This window comes from Streptosporangiales bacterium (assembly GCA_009379825.1).
In the GTDB taxonomy this organism is placed as follows: Bacteria; Actinomycetota; Actinomycetes; order Streptosporangiales; family WHST01; genus WHST01.
Map to the genome: position 1 here is coordinate 75,952 of WHTA01000015.1, position 18,172 is coordinate 94,123.

The following is an 18,172-nucleotide window of genomic DNA, read 5'->3' on the forward strand; positions in this document are numbered from 1 at the left end:
GGTCGCCGTCGGCGCCGGAAGTTAGGGTTGGTGCGTGGCAGATCCGGCAAGCTACCGTCCCGAACCAGGCTCGGTTCCGGATTCGCCGGGGGTCTACCGGTTCCGTGACCAGGACACGCGGGTCATCTACGTCGGCAAGGCGAAGAGCCTGCGCGCGAGGCTGAGTTCGTACTTCCAGGACCTCACGGCGCTGCACCCGCGCACGTACCAGATGGTCCGCACGGCGTGCTCGGTCGACTGGGTCGTGGTCAACACCGAGGTCGAGGCGCTCCAGCTGGAGTACTCCTGGATCAAGGAGTACGACCCGCGGTTCAACGTGAAGTACCGCGACGACAAGAGCTACCCGTACCTGGCGGTGACGCTGCACGAGGAGTTCCCCCGGCTGCAGGTGTACCGCGGGCAGAAGCGCAAGGGCGTGCGCTACTTCGGGCCGTACTCGCACGCCTGGGCGATCCGCGAGACGCTCGACCTGCTGCTGCGGGTCTTCCCCGCCCGCACCTGCTCCGCCGGCGTCTTCAAGCGCTCGGCGCAGATCGGCCGGCCGTGCCTGCTCGGCTACATCGAGAAGTGCTCGGCACCGTGCGTCGGCCGGGTGTCCGCCGAGGAGCACCGCAAGATCGTCGAGGACTTCTGCGACTTCATGTCCGGCCGCACCGGCCCGTACCTCAAGCGGCTGGAGGCGGACATGCGTGCCGCCGCGGCGGAGCTGGACTATGAGCGGGCCGCCCGGCTGCGCGACGACATCGGCACGCTGAACAAGGCGCTGGAGAAGCAGACGGTCGTGCTCGCCGACGGCACCGACTGCGACGTGATCGGCATCGCCGAGGACGAGCTGGAGGCCGCCGTGCAGGTCTTCTACGTCCGCGGCGGCCGGATCCGCGGGCAGCGCGGCTGGGTGGTGGACAAGATCGAGGAGGTCGATACCGGCGACCTGGTCGAGCAGTTCGTCACACACATCTACGGCGAGGGAGACGTGCCGAGGGAGCTGCTCGCTCCAGAGGTGCCCGACGACGTCGCCGCCGTGGAGGAGTGGCTCACCGACCGGCGGGGCACGGCGGTGCGGCTGCGGGTGCCGCGGCGCGGCGACAAGCGCGCGCTGCTCGAGACCGTGGAGCGCAACGCCAAGCACTCGCTCGCGCTGCACAAGACCAAGCGGGCCAGCGACCTGACCGCACGCAGCAAGGCACTGCAGGAGATCCAGGATGCGCTCGACCTCTACGACGCACCGCTGCGCATCGAGTGCGTGGACGTCTCGAACCTGCAGGGAAGCGACGTCGTCGCGTCGATGATCGTGTTCGAGGACGGCCTGCAGCGCAAGTCCGAGTACCGCCGCTTCACGGTGAAGGGGCTCGCCGGCCAGAACGACGTCGCCGCCATCCACGAAGTGGTCACCAGGCGGTTCAAGCGGCTGCTCGAGGCGCGCCAGAAGACCGGTGAGCTCGCGCCGCTGCCGGACGAGGAGGCCGGCGAGGACGACGCCGAGACGCCGAGCCTGATCGACCCGGAGACCGGCCGGCTGCGGAAGTTCGCCTACCAGCCGAACCTGTTCGTCGTCGACGGCGGCGCACCGCAGGTGGCCGCGGCGCAGCGGGCGCTGGACGAGCTCGGCATCGACGACGTCGCCGTGTGCGGGCTGGCCAAGCGGCTGGAAGAGGTGTGGCTGCCCAGCGACGAGTACCCGGTCATCCTGCCCCGTACGAGCGAAGGCCTGTACCTGCTGCAACGGATCCGCGACGAGGCGCACAGGTTCGCCGTTACGTTTCACCGGCAACGCCGATCCAAGAGTATGACGCGTAGCGTGTTGGACACCGTGCCCGGCCTGGGGGAGACGAGACGCAAGGCGTTGCTGCGGCACTTCGGTTCGTTGAAGAAGTTGCGGGAGGCGACCGTCGAGGAGATCACCGAGGTCCCGGGGATCGGTCGACAGACCGCGGAGTCGCTGGTGACCGCGCTGGAACGGTCGACCTAGGGCACGACCTGGTCGACCGGGTTTGACCATCACATGGGGGATCGTTGGGGGGAGCAAGAGATGAGTACCGAGTCGAAGAGCTCGGCCGCAGGGGGCGATGACATGCCGGCGGGCGATGCGGACGGCACGCCCGGCGGCCCGCCGCCGGACGTGCTCGTGGTCACCGGGATGTCCGGTGCCGGTCGCAGCACCGCCGCGAACTACCTGGAGGATCTCGACTGGTACGTCGTCGACAACCTGCCACCCGGGCTGATCGGCACCCTGGCCGACCTCGGCGCCCGCACCCAGGGCGGCGTGCCGAAGCTGGCGGCCGTCATCGACGTGCGCAGCCGGGCGTTCACCACGTCCGACCTGCTCGAGTCGGTGCACGAGCTGCGCAAACGCGGCGTGCGTACGAAGGTGCTGTTCCTCGAGGCCACCGACGCGGTGCTCGTGCGGAGGTACGAGAGCGTGCGCCGGCCGCACCCGCTGCAGGAGGGCGAGGGCATCGTCGACGGCATCGCGCGGGAGCGGGAACGGCTCGGCGCGGTGCGCGGTGAGGCCGACCTGGTGATCGACACCAGCGACCTGAACGTGCACGACCTCAGGCGGAAGATCGTGCAGGCGTTCGCCGGGTCGGGCGAGGCGAAGCTGCGCATCACCGTGCTCTCGTTCGGCTACAAGTACGGGCTGCCGGTCGACTCGGACATGGTCGCCGACTGCCGGTTCCTGCCGAACCCGCACTGGGTGCCGGAGCTGCGGCCACTGAGCGGCCTGGACCAACCGGTGCGCGACTACCTGCTCGAGCGCGACGACACGAAGGCGTTCTTGGACAGCTACGCGACACTGCTCGACATCGTCGAGCGCGGTTACGTCAACGAGGGTAAACGTTTCTCGACGTTCGCCGTAGGCTGCACCGGAGGCAAGCACCGCAGTGTGGCGATCGCGGAGGCGTTGGCGAAACGACTGGAAGGGGCCGGGGTGGAGGTCCACGTGCACCACCGCGACCTCGGCCGGGAGTGACGCCCCGCGCAGCGGCGGTTGACGATAAGTTGCGGAAGATGGAGCTGCATGACAGGTAAGGCTGGGCCGCGGGTCGTCGCCTTGGGTGGTGGTCACGGCCTGTACGCCTCCCTCTCCGCGCTCCGGCGGGTCACCAGGAACCTGACCGCGGTGGTGACCGTGGCGGACGACGGTGGGTCGAGCGGGCGGTTGCGCAAGGAGTTCGGGGTGCTACCGCCCGGCGACCTCCGGATGGCGCTCGCCGCGCTGTGCCGTACCGACGAGTGGGGCGAGACCTGGCGCGAGGTCGTGCAGCACAGGTTCGTCAGCGACGGGCCGTTGAACGGCCATGCGGTGGGCAACCTGCTGATCGTCAGCCTGGCCCAGCAGATGGGCGAGCCGGTCGCGGCGCTCGACTGGGTGGGCCGGCTGCTCGGCGCCCAGGGACGGGTGCTGCCGATGTGCCCGCAACCGCTCGGCATCCGCGCGACCGTACGCGAGCGCGACGGCGGTGGGCAGGTCCGCACCCGGACGGTGGACGGCCAGGTGGCCGTGGCGACCACGTCCGGGGAGGTGCAGTCGGTGCAGATCGTCCCGGACGACCCGCCGGCCTGCCCGGAGTCGCTTGCGGCGATCGAGGCGGCGGACTGGGTGGTGCTCGGACCTGGGTCCTGGTTCACCAGCGTGCTGCCGCACCTTAAGGTGCCTGAGCTGGCGGCCGCGCTGCTGAACACGTCGGCGCGTAAGGTGGTCGCGCTCAACCTTGCGCCGCAGCCGGGGGAGACGGCCGGTTTCTCGCCCGAGCAGCATCTGCGGGTGCTGGCCGAACACGCGCCGACCCTCCAGGTCGACGTGGTGGTCGCGGACGAGCGGGTCACGGCCGACCCGGACGCGTTGGTCGAGGCGACCAAGGAGCTCCACGCCGAGCTGGTGCTCGAGCGGGTGGGGATGGTGGACGGCAGTCCACGGCACGATCCACGCCGGTTGGCCGGCGTCTATCGTGCGCTGTTTGCGGAGTACGACACCGCCGGAGGGGACTCGGCGGTCGGGTCGAGAGGACAAGACTGATGGCGATGACAGCCGCGGTGAAGGACGAGCTCGCTCGGGTGACGGTGACGAAACCGTGCTGCCGGAAGGCGGAGGTCGCGAGCATGCTGCGGTTCGCCGGTGGGCTGCACCTGATCGGTGGGCGCATCGTCGTCGAGGCCGAGCTGGACACCGGCGTCGCCGCGCGGCGACTGCGCAAGGACATCTCTGAGGTCTACGGCCACACGTCCGAGCTCGCGGTGATCGCGGCCGGCGGCCTGCGCAGGGGCAGCCGGTACATCGTGCGCGTGGACAAGGACGGCGAGCAGCTGGCCAGGCAGACCGGCCTGGTGGACGGCCGCGGGCGGCCGGTGCGCGGCCTGCCGCCGCAGGTCGTGTCGGGGTCCACGTGCGACGCGGAGGCGGCCTGGCGGGGTGCGTTCCTCGCGCACGGCTCGCTGACCGAGCCTGGCCGGTCGACCGTACTCGAGATCACCTGCCCGGGCTCGGAGGCGGCGCTCGCGCTCGTCGGCGCGGCACGGCGGCTCGGCGTCTCCGCCAAGGCCAGGGAGGTGCGCGGTGTCGACCGGGTGGTGGTGAAGGACGGGGACGCGATCAGCACCGTGCTCACCCGGCTCGGGGCGCACGAGAGCGTACTGACCTGGGAGGAGCGGCGGCTGCGCCGCGAGGTGCGGGCCACCGCCAACCGGCTGGCGAACTTCGACGACGCGAACCTCCGCCGCTCGGCGCGCGCGGCGGTGGCGGCGAGCGCCAGGGTGCAGCGTGCGCTGGAGATCCTCGGCGCGGACGTACCCGACCACCTGAAGCAGGCCGGCGACCTGCGGGTGCAGAACCAGCAGGCGAGCCTGGAGGAGCTCGGCCAGCTCGCCGAGCCACCCCTGACCAAGGACGCCATCGCCGGCCGGATCCGCCGCCTGCTGGCAATGGCGGACAAGCGTGCGTCCGACCTCGGCATCCCGAGCACCGAAGCGTCCCTACCCGCCGACGCGATGAACTAGGCCGCTCGCCGGTTCGGGGCAGGAAAAGGGCCCCATCCGGGGGGAAGATGGGGCCCTTGCGACTCCCGGCGGCTAGCTACCGAAAGTCTGGGACTCGGCACTGGGGGGTAGATGCCGAGTCCGGCAGGCGCACGTCCAACCGTGTGCAGTGGGCGGAGTTGGAGGGCAGGACCGCCGCCGGTATCGGGGCAACGCCGGCGGCCCCACCACGTTCGTGGTCCCGGTCAGGTCCGGGATGGGGGAGCGCCCAACTGCGCTCGGGGTGCTTGCCTAGCTATGCAGATGTGTGCTGAAGCGACGGGCCCGCCGGCCTGCAGACCCGAGGGGCGTCGGGTCCGAAGTGGAAGGCTCGTCGTCCCAGATGATGTCGCGGCCGGCAACGCTGGCGGGCTCTGTGCGTTCCGCCGTTACCGGTTCTGCCTGCGTTGCCAGTGTCACAGTGCGTCTCCCTGCTGTGCCGCGTGTACGCTTCGCTGCCGCAGGTCGCTCGGTTACGCGACCAAGTAGTCGAACTCGCCGTCCTTGACTCCGGCGAGGAATGCTCTGATCTCGCTCGGTGTGTAGACGATCGCCGGGCCCTCTGGTGTCTGTGAGTGGCGGACCGCGACGTGACCGTTGCTCATCTTGGCGACCTCGACACAGTTGCCGTTGCCGCCGCTGTGCCTGCTCTTCCGCCAGTCAAGGCCAGAGAGGTCGCGGTCGAGTCCCGCAGTGTCGGCCTCGTTCACCGCGCCACCTCCTTTCGACCATGCACCTGCACAAGACATCTGCAAGCGCCGTCTGCACGTGCATCTGAGTTTGCATGGTGCCGCAACACGTGTCAATGCACGTACGTATGCACGTGCACGAGGTAGTGGCGGGCACATGGCGTGACTAATGTGCCAACTCTGGTATGACCAGAGCTGACCTGCGAAAACATGGTCCGATCTGGATGGTTGCGCTGGTGGCGGGCCTCGAAGTGACCCAAATGTGATCTGGCCGACATCGGGCGACGCGGCGGTCGAGAGGGCCTGCAGTCAGTCCTTGCGTACCAGGGCGGCCAGCAGCTGGCGGGACTCGTCCGGGGTTGCGGCGGTGGTGACCAGCCGGTGGAAGACCTTCGCGTACAGGTCGACCTCGGAGCGCTTGTCCAGGTACAGGGCGCCGGAGAGGTGCTCGAGGTACGCGACGTCGGGCAGCTCGGGCTCGGCGAACCGGAGCAGCGTGAACGGGCCCTCCGCGCCGCCGCCGCCGGAGCTGAACGGCACGATCTGCACCGACACCGTCGGTAGCCGGGTGAGGTCGAGCAGGTGCTGCCACTGGTCGCGCATCACCGACTCGTCGGCCACCGACCGGTAGAGCACGCCCTCGTCGATGAGCGCCCACACCCGCGGTGCGCGCGGCATGGCGAGCACCCGCTGGCGGTCGCGACGCAGCGCCACCCGGCGCTCCACCTGTTCCGGGGTGATGTCGGGCAGGCACAGCCGCACCACGGCGCGGGCGTACTGCTCGGTCTGCAGCAACCCGGGGACGAACTGGGTCTCCAGGGTCTGCACCCGGGACGCGGACTCCTCCAGGCCGATGAAGTCCTGGAACCACCGGGCCAGCGTGTCGCTGTACGTGTGCCACCAGCCCGGCTGGTTCGACTGGCGGACCAGGTCGAGGAACGACTCGCGCTCGTGCTCGTCGTCGACGCCGTACAGGGTGAGCAGGTCGGCGACGTCGCGCTCCTTGAACGTGACCCGGCCGAGCTCCAGGCGGCTGATCTTCGACTCGGACGCACGGATCGTGTAGCCGGCCTGTGGCCGGGAGATGCCGCGCGACTCGCGGAGCCGGCGCAGCTGGCCACCGAGGACCATGCGCCGCGCGGTGGAGCCGACCTCGGCGGACTCAGCGCCTGCGGCCACCGGACCTCCACCAAGCTCGTCGACGCGTACCTGCCAGCGTCGGCATCCTAGTACGCCTGTCACGCGGCCTGCCCGACGTGCTTGCGGAGCGTCGCGGTGACCGTGCCCTCGGCTCAGGCGACGGTAGCGGCTGCGGCGGCCCAGGTGTTGCAGGTGTCCGGGGCGCGGTGGTCCCAGCCGTACCGGATCAGCCAGCGGTGGTTGCTCGCGAAGTTGCCGTGCACGCGAAGCGACGGGTCGTCGCCGGCGCCGTCGAGCGCGTCGTCACCGGTGCGGTCGGCGGTCTCCGCCATGGCCGCCCGCTCGATACGCATCGTACGGGCGTTCGAGCCGGTGAAGACGCCGGCGAAGCACTGCGCCTGCAGCTCCAGCCGCCGGGTGAGCCGGGTGTAGCCGTCCACATTGCGCGGGTAGACCTTGTTGTACCGGGTGTAGTACGCACCGGTGATGCCGGTCATCTGCTGGATGTGGTGAGCGTACTCGTGCGCGGAGGTCGAGATGAGGTACTCCCGGTCCTTCGGCAGCACGGCGCGCTTCGCGCTGGGCAGCGAGTAGTACACGGTGCGGTTCGTGGGGCAGTAGAACGCAACCGGTACGTAGCCCTCGACGCTGCTGCGGCACGGCGACGTGGGTTCCGCCGTGTGCGAGATCACCAGGTCCGGTGGGGTGTGGGTGATGCCGCGCTTGCGTAGCTGCGCCTGCCACGCGCGGTTCAGGCAGGTGGTGGACTCCCGGACGAACTTCTCGTACGGCTCGGGCGCCGCCGACCGCAGGTCCGCCCGGCACTCGACACTGGCCATCCGCCCGGTCCGGTAGACCGGGTTGCGGGCGGGGTCGCCGTGCCGCTCGGGCTCCTGGCGCTCGGCCCGGGACGACGTGGACTGTGGGCGTCCAGGATCCGTAGGCTCTGCCGTGCTGTCGTGCTTGCCGACCACCGCGCCCAGTGCGGCAGCGGCGACCACGAGCAGCAGGAAGGCGCCGCTGCCGCCGAGCAGCAGGGCGGCGGCAGCGGGCGGCCGGTGCCTCGCAGAGCGCTGCGGAACCGGGCGGGCGAGCTGGGTCGGCCGCCCCTCGGCATGCCGGTCGTCCAGTGTGCCGCTCGTTGCGACGGCAGCGTGCGCCTCGCCGCGGTCCGGTGCCACCGGAGGCGGCAGCGGTGCGTTGGGTGCGGGCAGCCGCGACGTCCGGCGAGCGGACAGCGACGTCGTCTCGTCGTGCTGCCCGTCGTCCGATGTCGGTGGCTGCCCGGCGCCAGTCGTCACGCCACCCGCGATCCCGGTGCCGTCCAGGTGTTGCAGCTGCCCGCGTTCGACGTGTCGAAGCCGCGTTTGTACCAGTGCCCGTTGTTGCGGTAGTTGCCGTGCGTGCGGTGGGCCGTGGTCGGCTTGCCGCCGTCCAGGTGGTTGTCGCCCACCCGGTCCTCCGCGTACCTGATGTTCGAGCTCTCGCCCATCGTGCGGTAGTTCTTGCCGACGAACAGCCCGGCCAGGCACTGTGCCTGCAGCTCGTTGCGACGGGTCATCCTGGAGCGCTTCGCGACGTTCGAGTAGTTCCGCTGGTAGCGCTCGTTGAACTCCTCGTTGATCCCGGCGAGCGCCTGGACGTGGTGCCCGTACTCGTGGGCGACCGTCGCGAACATGTGCTCCCTGGTCTGGGAGCGTGCCTGGTTCACCGAGTAGTAGATCGTCTCGTTCACCGAGCAGTAGAACGCCGCGGGCACGTAGCCTGTGTCGCCGCTGCTGCACGGCGAGTTCGAGGAGCCGTTGGACACCACGATGTCCGGCGACCGGTGCGTCATACCCTCCCTGGCGAACTGCGCCTTCCACATCTTGTTCAGGCACGGGTTGGCCTTGCGGGCGAAGCGGCCGATCGCGCCGGTCGACGGGAGCCTGGCGCGGCAGCCGACGTTCTTCGCCTTGCCGGTGTCGTAGATCTTGTTCTTCTCCGGCGAGCCGTAGCCGTCCTCGCTCTCCGACGGCGAGCTGAGCGAGCTCGAGCTGCTCGACGACGAGCTGGACGAGAGCGTCGGCGATCCGATGGCCGACGACGACGCCGAGTACGACGACGCCGAGTACGACGAGTAGGAGCTGCTGGGGTAGCCCGTCGGCTCGTCATCGTCGTCGGCCGTGGCGGCGATCAGGATGACGACGATGAACAGCAGCACGACCACGCCGCCGCCACCGAGCAGGATCGGCACCAGCGGTGACGACTTCTTCCGCGGCGGCGGGCCGACCGGTCCGCCGAAGCCAGGACCGCCCGGTGGCGGGCCCATCGGCCCACCCGGGCCGAAGCCGCCCGGGGGTGGTGGTCCGCTCGGGGGCGGCGGTCCGCCCGGACCGCCTGGTGGACGTCCGCCCGGTGGCGGTCCGCCGGGAGGGCCTGGTGGACGTCCGCCGGGACCACCCGGTGGGGGCGGCCCGCCGCGGCCGCCAGGCGGTCCCATCGGCCCGCCCGGTGGCGGGCCGGGTGGGCGCCCCGGCGGCGGTGCGGGTGGCCGTCCAGGCGGTGGTCCTGGCGGCATCGCGCGGGGGCCGCCTGGCGGCCGTCCGGTGGCTGGTGGTGGTCCTGGTGGTCGGCCGGTGGACGGTGGGGCTGGCACGGGTGGTCGACCTGGCACCGGCGGCCGTCCGCCCGGTGGTGGTGGGGGACCACCACGACCTGGCCCGCCCGGGCCCCATCCGCTCCCGCTCATCCGCGCATCCTTTCCTTCCAGGCAGGCGAACGCTATCGTCCGTGCGCCGACTCGGGCCACCTGGCGCACACGCAGAGCATTTCTACCTCAGGCCACCCGCGGCCCAAGCGCTGTCCAGGCGTTGCAGTTGCCACCGTCGAGATGGTCGTCGCCTACTCGGTCCTCCGCGCACCCGATGCTAGAGCCTTCGCCCATCGTGCGGTGGTCGTTGCCGATGAACATCCCGGACATGCACTGCGCCGGCAGCTCCTGCCGTGCCGAGCGGGTAGTAGATGGTCTCGCTGCACTATTGAACGTTGCCGCAATTCTCGGTGTACGGCATGTTCGGCTCGCGCCGATCCGGCGGCGGTTGTGCGACCACACGTAGTGGGCCGGAGCGGGAGCGTAGTAGATTCGCCCGGCGGCGTGGGTGTGCAGGATCACGTCCCGGTCGACCGACGGGACCTGCGCTGGGAATTGACCTGCGGGACCGCTACGCTGCCTGCCGTGTTTGGGGATGTGATGAGAACCGGTTCTGTCCTGCCTCACCACCGCACCATCTTCCGCAGCCGTCGCGGCCGCGCGATCGGTGCTGCGCTGGGTGCCGGGGTGATCGCGGCGCTGACGGTGCTGCCCGCAGCTGACGCGTCCGCCGCGTCCGCGCACGTGCAGCGTCAGAACATCGACATGGTCGTCGCGAAGGACGGCACGACGAAGGTGACCGAGCGGGTCACCTACGACTACGCGTCGGGCAACGCCGGGTTCACCCGGAGCTTCGTCACGCGGACGCGGTACAGCGACACCGAGGACCGCGTCATCAAGCTGAGCGACATCGAGGTGACCTCGGACGGCGCCGACGTGCCGACGAGGATCAACCACGAGGACGGCACGACGACCGTGGACGTCGACCCCGGCAAGGAGCTGCAGGGGCGCAAGAAGTACGAGATGACCTACACGGTGGACGGCATGATGGTGCCGTCCACGGGTGGCGTGACGCTGAGCTGGACACCGGTCAGCGGCTGGACGGTGCCCGCGAGGAAGGTCAACATCAACGTGATCGGCCCGCAGCAGCCGACGCACGTGTCGTGTACCGCGGGAGCCCCTGGCGCGTCCGTGCCGTGCACGCTGTCGCAGGCCGGCGGCGAGGGCGTGGCGGGGAGCAAGTTCCTGCAGAACGACCTGCCGGCGCGCGGCGTCTTCGACATCACCGTGGGGATGCCGCAGGACGCCGTGGACGCCGAGCCGATCCTGGAGAAGCGGCACACGCTCGTCACCGCGTTCTCCGTGACACCGTTCACCGTGGCAGCGCTCGTCGCGGTGCTGGTGCTTGGTCTCATCGGGCTCTGGCTGCTGTGGCGGATACGGGGCCGCGACGCGCGGTCGGTGGCCGCGGGCAGCAACACCGGCGGCCGGCGGCCGTTCCACGAGGAGGACGGCACCATCGTGTTCAGCCCGCCCGGCGGTCTTCGCCCGGGGCAGGTCGGCACCCTGGTCGACGAGCAGGCCGACGTGGTCGACATCGTGGCGACCATCCTCGACTTGGCGGTGCGCAACTACATCTTCATCGAGGAGCTCGGCGGCGCCCGGCCGGACTGGCGGCTGTACAAGCGCAACGAGCCGGGCGACGAGCTGCTGCCGTACGAGCGTGCGGTGTTCGACGAGCTGTTCGAGCACGGCGACGACGTGCTGGTCTCCGACCTGCGTTCGGTGCTCGCCAGCGACATGCCGCGGCTGCGTCAGCTGATGTACCACGACGTCGTCACGCAGGGCTGGTTCGCGTCCCGCCCGGACCAGGTGCGCTCCCGCTGGCTGTGGGGCGGTGTCGCCCTGGCGATCGCCGGTGTGGCGATCACGGTGCTGCTGGCGCTGTTCACCTTCGACGCGCTCGTTGGGCTGGCGGTCGTGATCCTCGGTATCGGGGTCGCGGTGGCGGCCGAGTACATGCCGTCGAGGACGTCGCGCGGCAGCGAGGTGCTCGGCCAGATCAACGGGTTGCGGCAGTACCTGCAAGGCGCCGACCCGGCGGACATCCCGGCCGCCGAGCAGGAGACGCTGTGCGCGCGGCTGGTGCCGTACGCGGCGCTCTTCGGCGCCGAGGACCGGTGGGCGCACGCGCTGTCGGAGTCCGAGGACGTCGGCGACGAGGGCTTCACCTGGTACGGCGGGCCCGAGGGGTGGAGCAGGGAGCACCTCGACGACTCCGTCGCCAACTTCCTGGTGGACGTGACCGGCGCGGTCTCCACGTCGCGGCCGTTGCGGGGAGTAGCTGGCTAGTCCGCGGCGGTGATTACGGGCGCCGCCGAGGGGTAGGTGGCGCTCAGACGTAACGGCTGGTGATCGCGTTACCGCGGCAGCGGGCGCACGGCCGTGCGTTGATAGTGTCCTGGCCGGGAGTACAGGTAAGCGCGATCCCGGTGATCGTCGAGCTAAGAGGAGCCGTTTCTGTGACCGTTCGCGTGGGCATCAACGGATTCGGAAGGATCGGCCGGAACTTCTTCCGCGCCGTACTCGCGGGGAGCTCCGATGTCGAGGTCGTCGCGTTCAACGACCCGATCGGCGACGTGGCGTCGTTCGCGCACCTGCTGAAGTACGACTCGGTGCTCGGCCGGCTGTCCGCGGACGTGGCCGTGGCCGACGGCGGGATCACCGTCGGGGGCCGCAAGGTCACCGCGTACGCCGAGCGCGACCCGGGCGCGATCAAGTGGGGTGACGCGGGCGTGGACGTGGTGGTGGAGTCCACCGGCGTCTTCACCGACGCGGAGAAGGCCCGCAAGCACCTCGACGGCGGCGCCTCGAAGGTGGTCATCTCGGCGCCCGCCACGAACGAGGACCTCACCATCGTGATGGGCGTCAACGACCAGTCGTACGACCCGGCGACGCACACGGTGGTGTCGAACGCGTCCTGCACCACGAACTGCCTGGCGCCGATGGCCAAGGTGCTCAACGACGAGTTCGGCATCGAGCGCGGCCTGATGACGACCGTGCACGCGTACACCGCGGACCAGAACCTGCAGGACGGCCCGCACAAGGACATGCGCCGCGCGCGGGCGGCCGCGGTCAACGTGGTGCCGACCTCCACCGGCGCGGCGAAGGCGATCGGGCTGGTGCTGCCGGAGCTGAAGGGCAAGCTGGACGGCTACGCGCTGCGCGTGCCGGTGCCGACCGGCTCGGCGACCGACCTCACCGTCACCCTCGGCAGGGAGACCACCGTGGACGAGGTTAACGCCGTCGTCCGTGCGGCGGCGGAGGGGCCGTTGGCCGGCGTCCTGACGTACACCGAGGAGCCGATCGTCTCCGCCGACATCGTGACCGACCCGGCCTCGTGCATCTTCGACGCCGGGCTCACCAAGGTGATCGGTGACCAGGTGAAGGTCGTCGGCTGGTACGACAACGAGTGGGGCTACTCCAACCGGCTGATCGACGTCGTCAAGCTCGTCGGCGCCTGAGCGGCCGGGACTGCTGCCGATGAGGACGATCGACGATCTCGACGTCGCAGGGAAGCGGGTACTGGTCAGGTCCGACCTGAACGTCCCGCTCGACGGCGACCGCATCACCGACGACGGCCGGGTGCGGGCGAGCGTGCCGACGATCGAGCGGCTGGTCGCGCGGGGAGCGCGGGTGGTGGTCTGCGCGCACCTCGGCCGGCCGAAGGGCGAGGTGCGCCCGGAGTTCTCGCTGCGCCCGGTGGCGAGCCGGCTCGGCGAGCTGCTCGGCACCGACGTCGCGTTCGCCGGTGACGTGGTGGGTGACGGTGCGCAGCAGGCGGTGACCGGGCTGGCCGATGGCCAGGTGGCGCTGCTGGAGAACCTGCGCTTCGAGGCCGCAGAGACGAGCAAGGATGACGCCGAGCGGGCCGCGTTCGCGGCGAAGCTGGCTGCGCTCGCCGACTGCTACGTCGGGGACGGGTTCGGTGCCGTACACCGCAAGCACGCGAGCGTGTACGACGTGCCTGGGCTGCTGCCGCACGCGGCCGGTGGGCTCGTGAAGGACGAGGTCGAGGTGCTGCAGCGGCTCACCGGCGACCCGCAGCGGCCGTACGCCGTGGTGCTCGGTGGCGCGAAGGTGTCCGACAAGCTCGGCGTCATCGCCGGGGTGCTCGAGGTCGCGGACCGGCTGATCATCGGCGGCGGGATGGCGTACACCTTCCTCAAGGCCCAGGGCCACGAGGTCGGCAAGAGCCTGCTGGAGAGCGATCAGGTGGACGCCGTGCGCGGGCACCTGGACACCGCGCAGGCCAAGGGCGTCGAGGTCGTGCTGCCGGTGGACGTGGTCGCGGTCGAGGAGCTGCGTGCCGGCGCCCCGTCGCAGGTGGTGCCGGCCGACGGCATCCCCGCCGACCGGGAGGGCGTGGACATCGGGCCCGACTCGGGCAAGGTCTTCGCCGACAAGCTGCGGGACGCGAGCACGGTGTTCTGGAACGGCCCGATGGGCGTGTTCGAGATCGACGCGTTCAGTCTCGGTACGAAGGCCGTGGCGCAGGCGCTGACCGAGGTGGACGGGCTGACGGTGGTCGGCGGCGGCGACTCCGCCGCGGCCGTGCGGAAGCTCGGGTTCGCCGACGACCAGTTCGGGCACATCTCCACCGGTGGCGGTGCGAGCCTGGAGTACCTGGAGGGCAAGACCCTGCCGGGTCTCGCCGTACTGGAGGATTGATGGCGAAGACTGGCCGCAAGCCGCTGATGGCCGGCAACTGGAAGATGAACCTCAACCACTTCGAGGCCATCGCGCACGTCCAGAAGCTGGCCTGGTCGCTGGACGAGAAGCACTACGACGCGGTGGAGATCGTGGTGCTGCCGCCGTTCACCGACCTGCGCAGCGTGCAGACCCTCGTGATGGGCGACAAGCTGCTGCTCGAGTACGGGGCGCAGGACCTCTCCGTGCACGACAGCGGTGCGTACACCGGCGAGGTGTCCGGCGCGATGCTGGCGAAGCTTGGGTGCCAGTACGTGGTCGTCGGCCACTCCGAGCGGCGCGAGCAGCACGGCGAGGACGACCAGCTGGTCAACGCCAAGGTGAAGGCCGCGCTGAAGCACGAGCTGACGCCGATCGTGTGCGTCGGGGAGAAGCTCGACGTGCGGGAGGCCGGCGAGGCCGAGCCGTTCACCCTCGCGCAGGTCGACGGCGCGCTCGCCGGCATCGCCGCCGCGGCGGCGAAGAGCGTGGTGATCGCGTACGAGCCGGTGTGGGCGATCGGCACTGGGAAGGCCTGCTCGCCGGATGACGCGCAGGACATCTGCGCGGCGATCCGCAGCCGGCTCGCGGAGCTCTACTCCGGCGACGTCGCCGACCAGGTGCGGATCCTGTACGGCGGTTCGGTGAAGCTCGACAACATCAAGGCCATCATGGGCAAGGCGGACATCGACGGTGGCCTGGTCGGGGGCGCGAGCCTCGACCCGGAGACCTTCGCCAGGCTCGCCCGTTACCCGGAGATCCCGGTATAGCCCGTTATCGCCCGGCATGCCGGGGGGAGAGGTGTGGCGACCGGATTCGTGCTCGGCCCGGGCGATCACGTACCCTGGGATGCGCCCCAGCTCAGACCGCACAGCAACGTCTGCCGAACGGAGAGAGTCCAGCGATGGACGTCGATTGGCTGAAACTGCCGCTCCAGATCATCGTGATCGTGGCCAGCTCGCTGATGATCTTGCTTGTGCTGCTGCACAAGGGCAAGGGCGGCGGCCTGTCCGACATGTTCGGCGGCGGGTTCATCTCCGCGGCGAGCAGCTCGACGGTCATGGAGAAGAACCTGAACCGGTTCACGATCGGCGTGGGCGTGGTCTGGTTCCTCAGCTTGATCGCGCTCGCGGTCATCTTCAAGGTCTGACGAGGGGGAGACGCGTCGCCGGGCGGCGCCGGGTGGAAGAGGACCGGTGAAGATTTGTGGGGCGCAACGCCCTCGCCGATGCGCCGACGGGGTTATTCTCTGTTCTGCTCTACTCGAGAGTGCGTATGACGCACCGCGTACGTGAAGGGTGAAGTCCGTGCCAGGTGGTAACGCGATCCGTGGCAGCCGTATCGGTGCCGGCCCCATGGGCGAGGCCGAGCGCGGCGATGAGGCGCCACGCATTCGAGTGTCCTACTGGTGTGCCAACGGGCACGAGAGCATGCCGTCGTTCGCCAGCGACGTGGAGCTCCCCGAGACGTGGGACTGTGTCAGGTGCGGGTTCCCCGCCGGCACCGACAAGGAGAACCCGCCGTCACCGATGCGCACTGAGCCGTACAAGACGCACCTGGCGTACGTGAAGGAGCGTCGCAGCCCCGAGGACGCCAAGGCCATCCTGCAGGAGGCCGTCGACAAGCTTCGTGCAAGCGGTGTGCGGTTCTAGCCAATGTGACCCAGCATGAGCGACCCGGCGTTGGCGAGCGGCGAAGGGCAGCCGGCACAGCCGACCCTGGTCTCCGGTGACGTCACGCTGCGGCCGTGGCGGCTCGGTGACGAGTCGACCATCCTGCCGCTGTACGACACGGAGATGGCCCGCTGGTTCGGGATCAGCAAGGGTGCGCCGGTGCTGTCGCGGATGCAGGAGGCGATCAGGCGCTGGCACCAGGGCTACATCGACTCCAGGAGCATCGTCAGCTTCCTCGTCGTCCGTACGGCCGACCCGGTGCCGGTCGGCACCTGCCAGGTGCACGACGACGGTGACGGCGTGGGCGTGGTCTCGTGGACGGCCTACGGCCCGTACCGCCGCACCGGGTACGCCACCACCGCGGTCATGACGCTGTGCAAGTACGCGTTCGAGGACCTCGGCTTCGTCCGCCTGGAGGCGTACGTGTCCCCGGCGAACAAGGCGTCGCTCGCGGTGGCGGGCAAGTGCGGCTTCACCAGGGAGGGCCTGCTGCGCCAGAAGCGCTCCGGCGACGAGGGCCGCCGCGACCTGGTCCTCTTCGCCCGCCTGGTGACCGACCCGGTGCCCCTGCTGCGCCTCCCACGCCGCCGCAAGCGCCGCTGACCCCTACCGCGGTCAGCGGAGCTTGGCCGCCGCTGTCTGGTCGAGCAGGAACCGCGTCGCCGCCGTGCCGTGGGCGCCGGCGGCGGGGACCTGGTGCGGGTCTGCGCCGGCGAGCGCCTGCTGCACTGCGTCCGCCTTCTCCGCGCCGGCGGCGAGGATCCACACCTCCGCCGCGGTGGCGATGGTCGGGAACGTCAGCGAGATCCTGGTCGGCGGCGGCTTCGGCGCGTCGTGCACGGCCACGGCCGGGCGCCGCTGCTCGTCGAGGGCCGGCTGCCCGGGGAACAGCGACGCCACGTGGGCGTCCGGGCCGATCCCCAGCATGAGCACGTCGAACGCGGGCACGCCCGCGAGCTCGGCGGCGTACGCGTCCGCCGCGGCCGCCGGGTCGTCGCCGTACCGGCCGTCGGACGGCGCCATCGGGTGCACCTGCGACGGGTCGACGCCGACGTGGTCGAGCAGCGCCTCGCGGGCGGCCGTCTCGTTGCGCTCCGGGTGCCCGGCAGGCAGGAACCGCTCGTCACCCCACCACACCGACAGCCGCCGCCAGTCGATGGCGTCCCTGGCCGGCGCGGTACGCAGTGCCGCGAGCGACGCGGTGCCGATGCCGCCGCCGGTGAGCACGACGGACGCGTGCCCGCGGCTGCTCTGCGCGTCGACGATGCGGGTCACCAGCCGCGCGGCGACCGCCTGGGCGAGTAGGTCGGCGTCCCGGTGCACGGTCACGGTCGGCGTGTCGGGCATGCGTCACCCCTTCGACTGTTTGGCGAGCCGCTTCGCGTGGTGGGCGAGGGTCTCGTGGTACGGCTCGTCCGGGTCGAGCCTGCGCAGCTCCTCGGCCAGCAGCTCGGAGATCTCGCGGCGGGCGAGGGCCACCTGCCGGTCCGGGTCGCCGGGACGCGACAGCGTCGCCAGCCGGCCGTCCGGGCGGTGCACGGCGATCTGGCCGCCGGGCACGTCGAGCGTCACGGCGGTGATGCCGGGGCCGCGCGAGGCGACCTGGTCGACGCGTACCCGCAGCTGCTTGCTCAGCCAGGTGACCAGCAGCTCACCGCTGGGGTTCCCGCGCGCCGCGTGCACCGTGGCGCTGCGGATACGGCCCGGGTTCTGGTCGAGCTCGGACGCCAGCAGTGTGCGCCACGGGGTGAGCCGGGTCCAGGCGAAGTCGGTGTCGCCCGGCTGGTACTCCTCGGCGCGCTGCGGCAGCAGCTTCGTGCTTCGCGCGCCCGCCGCGGCGTCGGTCACCCGGCGCTTGGCGAGCTGGCCGAGCACGGTGTTCGCGACGTCGGCGGGGGCATTGCCCGGCCACCAGACGACCACCGGCGTGTCCGGCAGCAGCAGCGGCAGCACGACGGAGTCGGCGTGCCTGCCGAGCTTGCCGGCCAGCCGCAGGATGACCGACTCGAGCAGGCCGGCCTCGCCGCCGACGGAGAGCTCGGCGTCCAGGCGTGCCTTGTCCCTGCCGGAGTGGCGGATCACCGTGAGGATGCGGCACGGGTGCTCCCGCGCGGCCTCGGTCGCGGCGCGCAGCGCGTCCGCGTGGTCGTCCTCTGTGGTGTCGATGACGAGGGTCAGCACCATGCCGACGGTCGGGCTGCCGCTGCGCCTGCGGGCGTCGAGCAGCGCGCTGGCGATGGCGGAGCTGTTGGTGTCGGTGAGGTCGATGCGCATGT

At 70.7% G+C, this 18,172-nt stretch carries 17 protein-coding genes; 11 read left to right on the top strand and 6 right to left on the bottom strand.

What is annotated here, in order from left to right:
* Positions 1–34: 34 nt before the first annotated feature.
* The 4 genes from uvrC to whiA all read left to right on the top strand — a co-directional run bounded on the left by uvrC (position 35) and on the right by whiA (position 4,995).
* Positions 35–1,969 carry an excinuclease ABC subunit UvrC gene (gene uvrC / locus GEV07_10510; GenBank protein MQA03129.1) on the top strand — a complete coding sequence of 645 codons (1,935 nt, stop codon included), beginning with the start codon at positions 35–37 and terminating at the stop codon, positions 1,967–1,969.
* A 102-nt stretch (positions 1,970–2,071) separates the two neighbouring features.
* On the top strand, positions 2,072–2,971 hold the full coding sequence (gene rapZ / locus GEV07_10515; protein ID MQA03130.1) for an RNase adapter RapZ: 900 nt from the start codon (positions 2,072–2,074) through the stop codon (positions 2,969–2,971).
* Positions 2,972–3,019: 48 nt separating this feature from the next.
* Positions 3,020–4,018, top strand: a complete 999-nt coding sequence (gene yvcK, locus GEV07_10520; GenBank protein MQA03131.1) for a uridine diphosphate-N-acetylglucosamine-binding protein YvcK — start codon at positions 3,020–3,022, stop codon at positions 4,016–4,018.
* The gene (gene whiA / locus GEV07_10525; protein ID MQA03132.1) at positions 4,018–4,995 is read left to right on the top strand and encodes a DNA-binding protein WhiA; all 978 of its coding nucleotides are present in this window, start codon (positions 4,018–4,020) and stop codon (positions 4,993–4,995) included. The genes yvcK and whiA overlap by 1 nt, the downstream gene beginning before the upstream one ends.
* Positions 4,996–5,486: 491 nt before the next feature.
* Here the strand turns inward: whiA and GEV07_10530 are convergent, their stop codons facing one another.
* From GEV07_10530 to GEV07_10545, 4 genes are all read right to left on the bottom strand, one after another.
* Positions 5,487–5,762 (bottom strand): DUF397 domain-containing protein, encoded by a 276-nt coding sequence (locus tag GEV07_10530; protein ID MQA03133.1) that lies wholly within the window; start codon positions 5,760–5,762, stop codon positions 5,487–5,489.
* Between the two features lie 249 nt (positions 5,763–6,011).
* Complete coding sequence (locus GEV07_10535; GenBank protein ID MQA03134.1) at positions 6,012–6,833, bottom strand: helix-turn-helix domain-containing protein; 822 nt, start codon at positions 6,831–6,833, stop codon at positions 6,012–6,014.
* A 161-nt stretch (positions 6,834–6,994) separates the two neighbouring features.
* Positions 6,995–8,143: a hypothetical protein gene (locus GEV07_10540; protein MQA03135.1), complete on the bottom strand. Its 1,149-nt coding sequence runs from the start codon at positions 8,141–8,143 to the stop codon at positions 6,995–6,997.
* On the bottom strand, positions 8,140–9,153 hold the full coding sequence (locus GEV07_10545; protein ID MQA03136.1) for a hypothetical protein: 1,014 nt from the start codon (positions 9,151–9,153) through the stop codon (positions 8,140–8,142). The genes GEV07_10540 and GEV07_10545 overlap by 4 nt, the downstream gene beginning before the upstream one ends.
* Before the next feature lie 921 nt (positions 9,154–10,074).
* Here GEV07_10545 and GEV07_10550 point away from each other — a divergent pair.
* The 7 genes from GEV07_10550 (at position 10,075) to GEV07_10580 (ending at position 16,499) form a co-directional block, all read left to right on the top strand.
* Positions 10,075–11,826: a DUF2207 domain-containing protein gene (locus GEV07_10550; protein MQA03137.1), complete on the top strand. Its 1,752-nt coding sequence runs from the start codon at positions 10,075–10,077 to the stop codon at positions 11,824–11,826.
* A 170-nt stretch (positions 11,827–11,996) separates the two neighbouring features.
* Positions 11,997–12,998: a type I glyceraldehyde-3-phosphate dehydrogenase gene (gene gap / locus GEV07_10555; protein ID MQA03138.1), complete on the top strand. Its 1,002-nt coding sequence runs from the start codon at positions 11,997–11,999 to the stop codon at positions 12,996–12,998.
* A gap of 19 nt (positions 12,999–13,017) precedes the next feature.
* A complete protein-coding gene (gene pgk / locus GEV07_10560) occupies positions 13,018–14,205 on the top strand; it encodes a phosphoglycerate kinase (protein ID MQA03139.1) in 1,188 nt (395 codons plus the stop codon).
* Positions 14,205–14,993 (top strand): triose-phosphate isomerase, encoded by a 789-nt coding sequence (locus GEV07_10565; GenBank protein MQA03140.1) that lies wholly within the window; start codon positions 14,205–14,207, stop codon positions 14,991–14,993. Before pgk ends, GEV07_10565 begins: the two co-directional genes overlap by 1 nt.
* A 149-nt stretch (positions 14,994–15,142) precedes the next feature.
* Positions 15,143–15,373 (top strand): preprotein translocase subunit SecG, encoded by a 231-nt coding sequence (gene secG / locus GEV07_10570; protein ID MQA03141.1) that lies wholly within the window; start codon positions 15,143–15,145, stop codon positions 15,371–15,373.
* A 157-nt stretch (positions 15,374–15,530) separates the two neighbouring features.
* The gene (locus GEV07_10575; protein MQA03142.1) at positions 15,531–15,875 is read left to right on the top strand and encodes an RNA polymerase-binding protein RbpA; all 345 of its coding nucleotides are present in this window, start codon (positions 15,531–15,533) and stop codon (positions 15,873–15,875) included.
* A gap of 15 nt (positions 15,876–15,890) precedes the next feature.
* Positions 15,891–16,499, top strand: a complete 609-nt coding sequence (locus GEV07_10580; GenBank protein ID MQA03143.1) for a GNAT family N-acetyltransferase — start codon at positions 15,891–15,893, stop codon at positions 16,497–16,499.
* A gap of 12 nt (positions 16,500–16,511) precedes the next feature.
* Here the strand turns inward: GEV07_10580 and pgl are convergent, their stop codons facing one another.
* Complete coding sequence (gene pgl / locus GEV07_10585; GenBank protein MQA03144.1) at positions 16,512–17,243, bottom strand: 6-phosphogluconolactonase; 732 nt, start codon at positions 17,241–17,243, stop codon at positions 16,512–16,514.
* Between the two features lie 3 nt (positions 17,244–17,246).
* On the bottom strand, positions 17,247–18,170 hold the full coding sequence (locus GEV07_10590; protein MQA03145.1) for a glucose-6-phosphate dehydrogenase assembly protein OpcA: 924 nt from the start codon (positions 18,168–18,170) through the stop codon (positions 17,247–17,249).
* Positions 18,171–18,172: the final 2 nt, after the last annotated feature.

Excerpts from the sequence above, each read along its gene's own strand:
- rapZ (MQA03130.1), top strand. The coding sequence starts at position 2,072 with ATGCCGGCGGGCGATGCGGACGGCACGCCCGGCGGCCCGCCGCCGGAC.
- yvcK (MQA03131.1), top strand. The coding sequence starts at position 3,020 with ATGACAGGTAAGGCTGGGCCGCGGGTCGTCGCCTTGGGTGGTGGTCAC.
- whiA (MQA03132.1), top strand. The coding sequence starts at position 4,018 with ATGGCGATGACAGCCGCGGTGAAGGACGAGCTCGCTCGGGTGACGGTG.
- GEV07_10530 (MQA03133.1), bottom strand. The coding sequence starts at position 5,762 with ATGTCTTGTGCAGGTGCATGGTCGAAAGGAGGTGGCGCGGTGAACGAG.
- GEV07_10535 (MQA03134.1), bottom strand. The coding sequence starts at position 6,833 with ATGGTCCTCGGTGGCCAGCTGCGCCGGCTCCGCGAGTCGCGCGGCATC.
- GEV07_10545 (MQA03136.1), bottom strand. The coding sequence starts at position 9,153 with ATGGGCCCGCCACCGGGCGGTCCTGGCTTCGGCGGACCGGTCGGCCCG.
- GEV07_10550 (MQA03137.1), top strand. The coding sequence starts at position 10,075 with ATGAGAACCGGTTCTGTCCTGCCTCACCACCGCACCATCTTCCGCAGC.
- pgk (MQA03139.1), top strand. The coding sequence starts at position 13,018 with ATGAGGACGATCGACGATCTCGACGTCGCAGGGAAGCGGGTACTGGTC.
- GEV07_10565 (MQA03140.1), top strand. The coding sequence starts at position 14,205 with ATGGCGAAGACTGGCCGCAAGCCGCTGATGGCCGGCAACTGGAAGATG.
- GEV07_10580 (MQA03143.1), top strand. The coding sequence starts at position 15,891 with ATGAGCGACCCGGCGTTGGCGAGCGGCGAAGGGCAGCCGGCACAGCCG.
- pgl (MQA03144.1), bottom strand. The coding sequence starts at position 17,243 with ATGCCCGACACGCCGACCGTGACCGTGCACCGGGACGCCGACCTACTC.
- GEV07_10590 (MQA03145.1), bottom strand. The coding sequence starts at position 18,170 with ATGCGCATCGACCTCACCGACACCAACAGCTCCGCCATCGCCAGCGCG.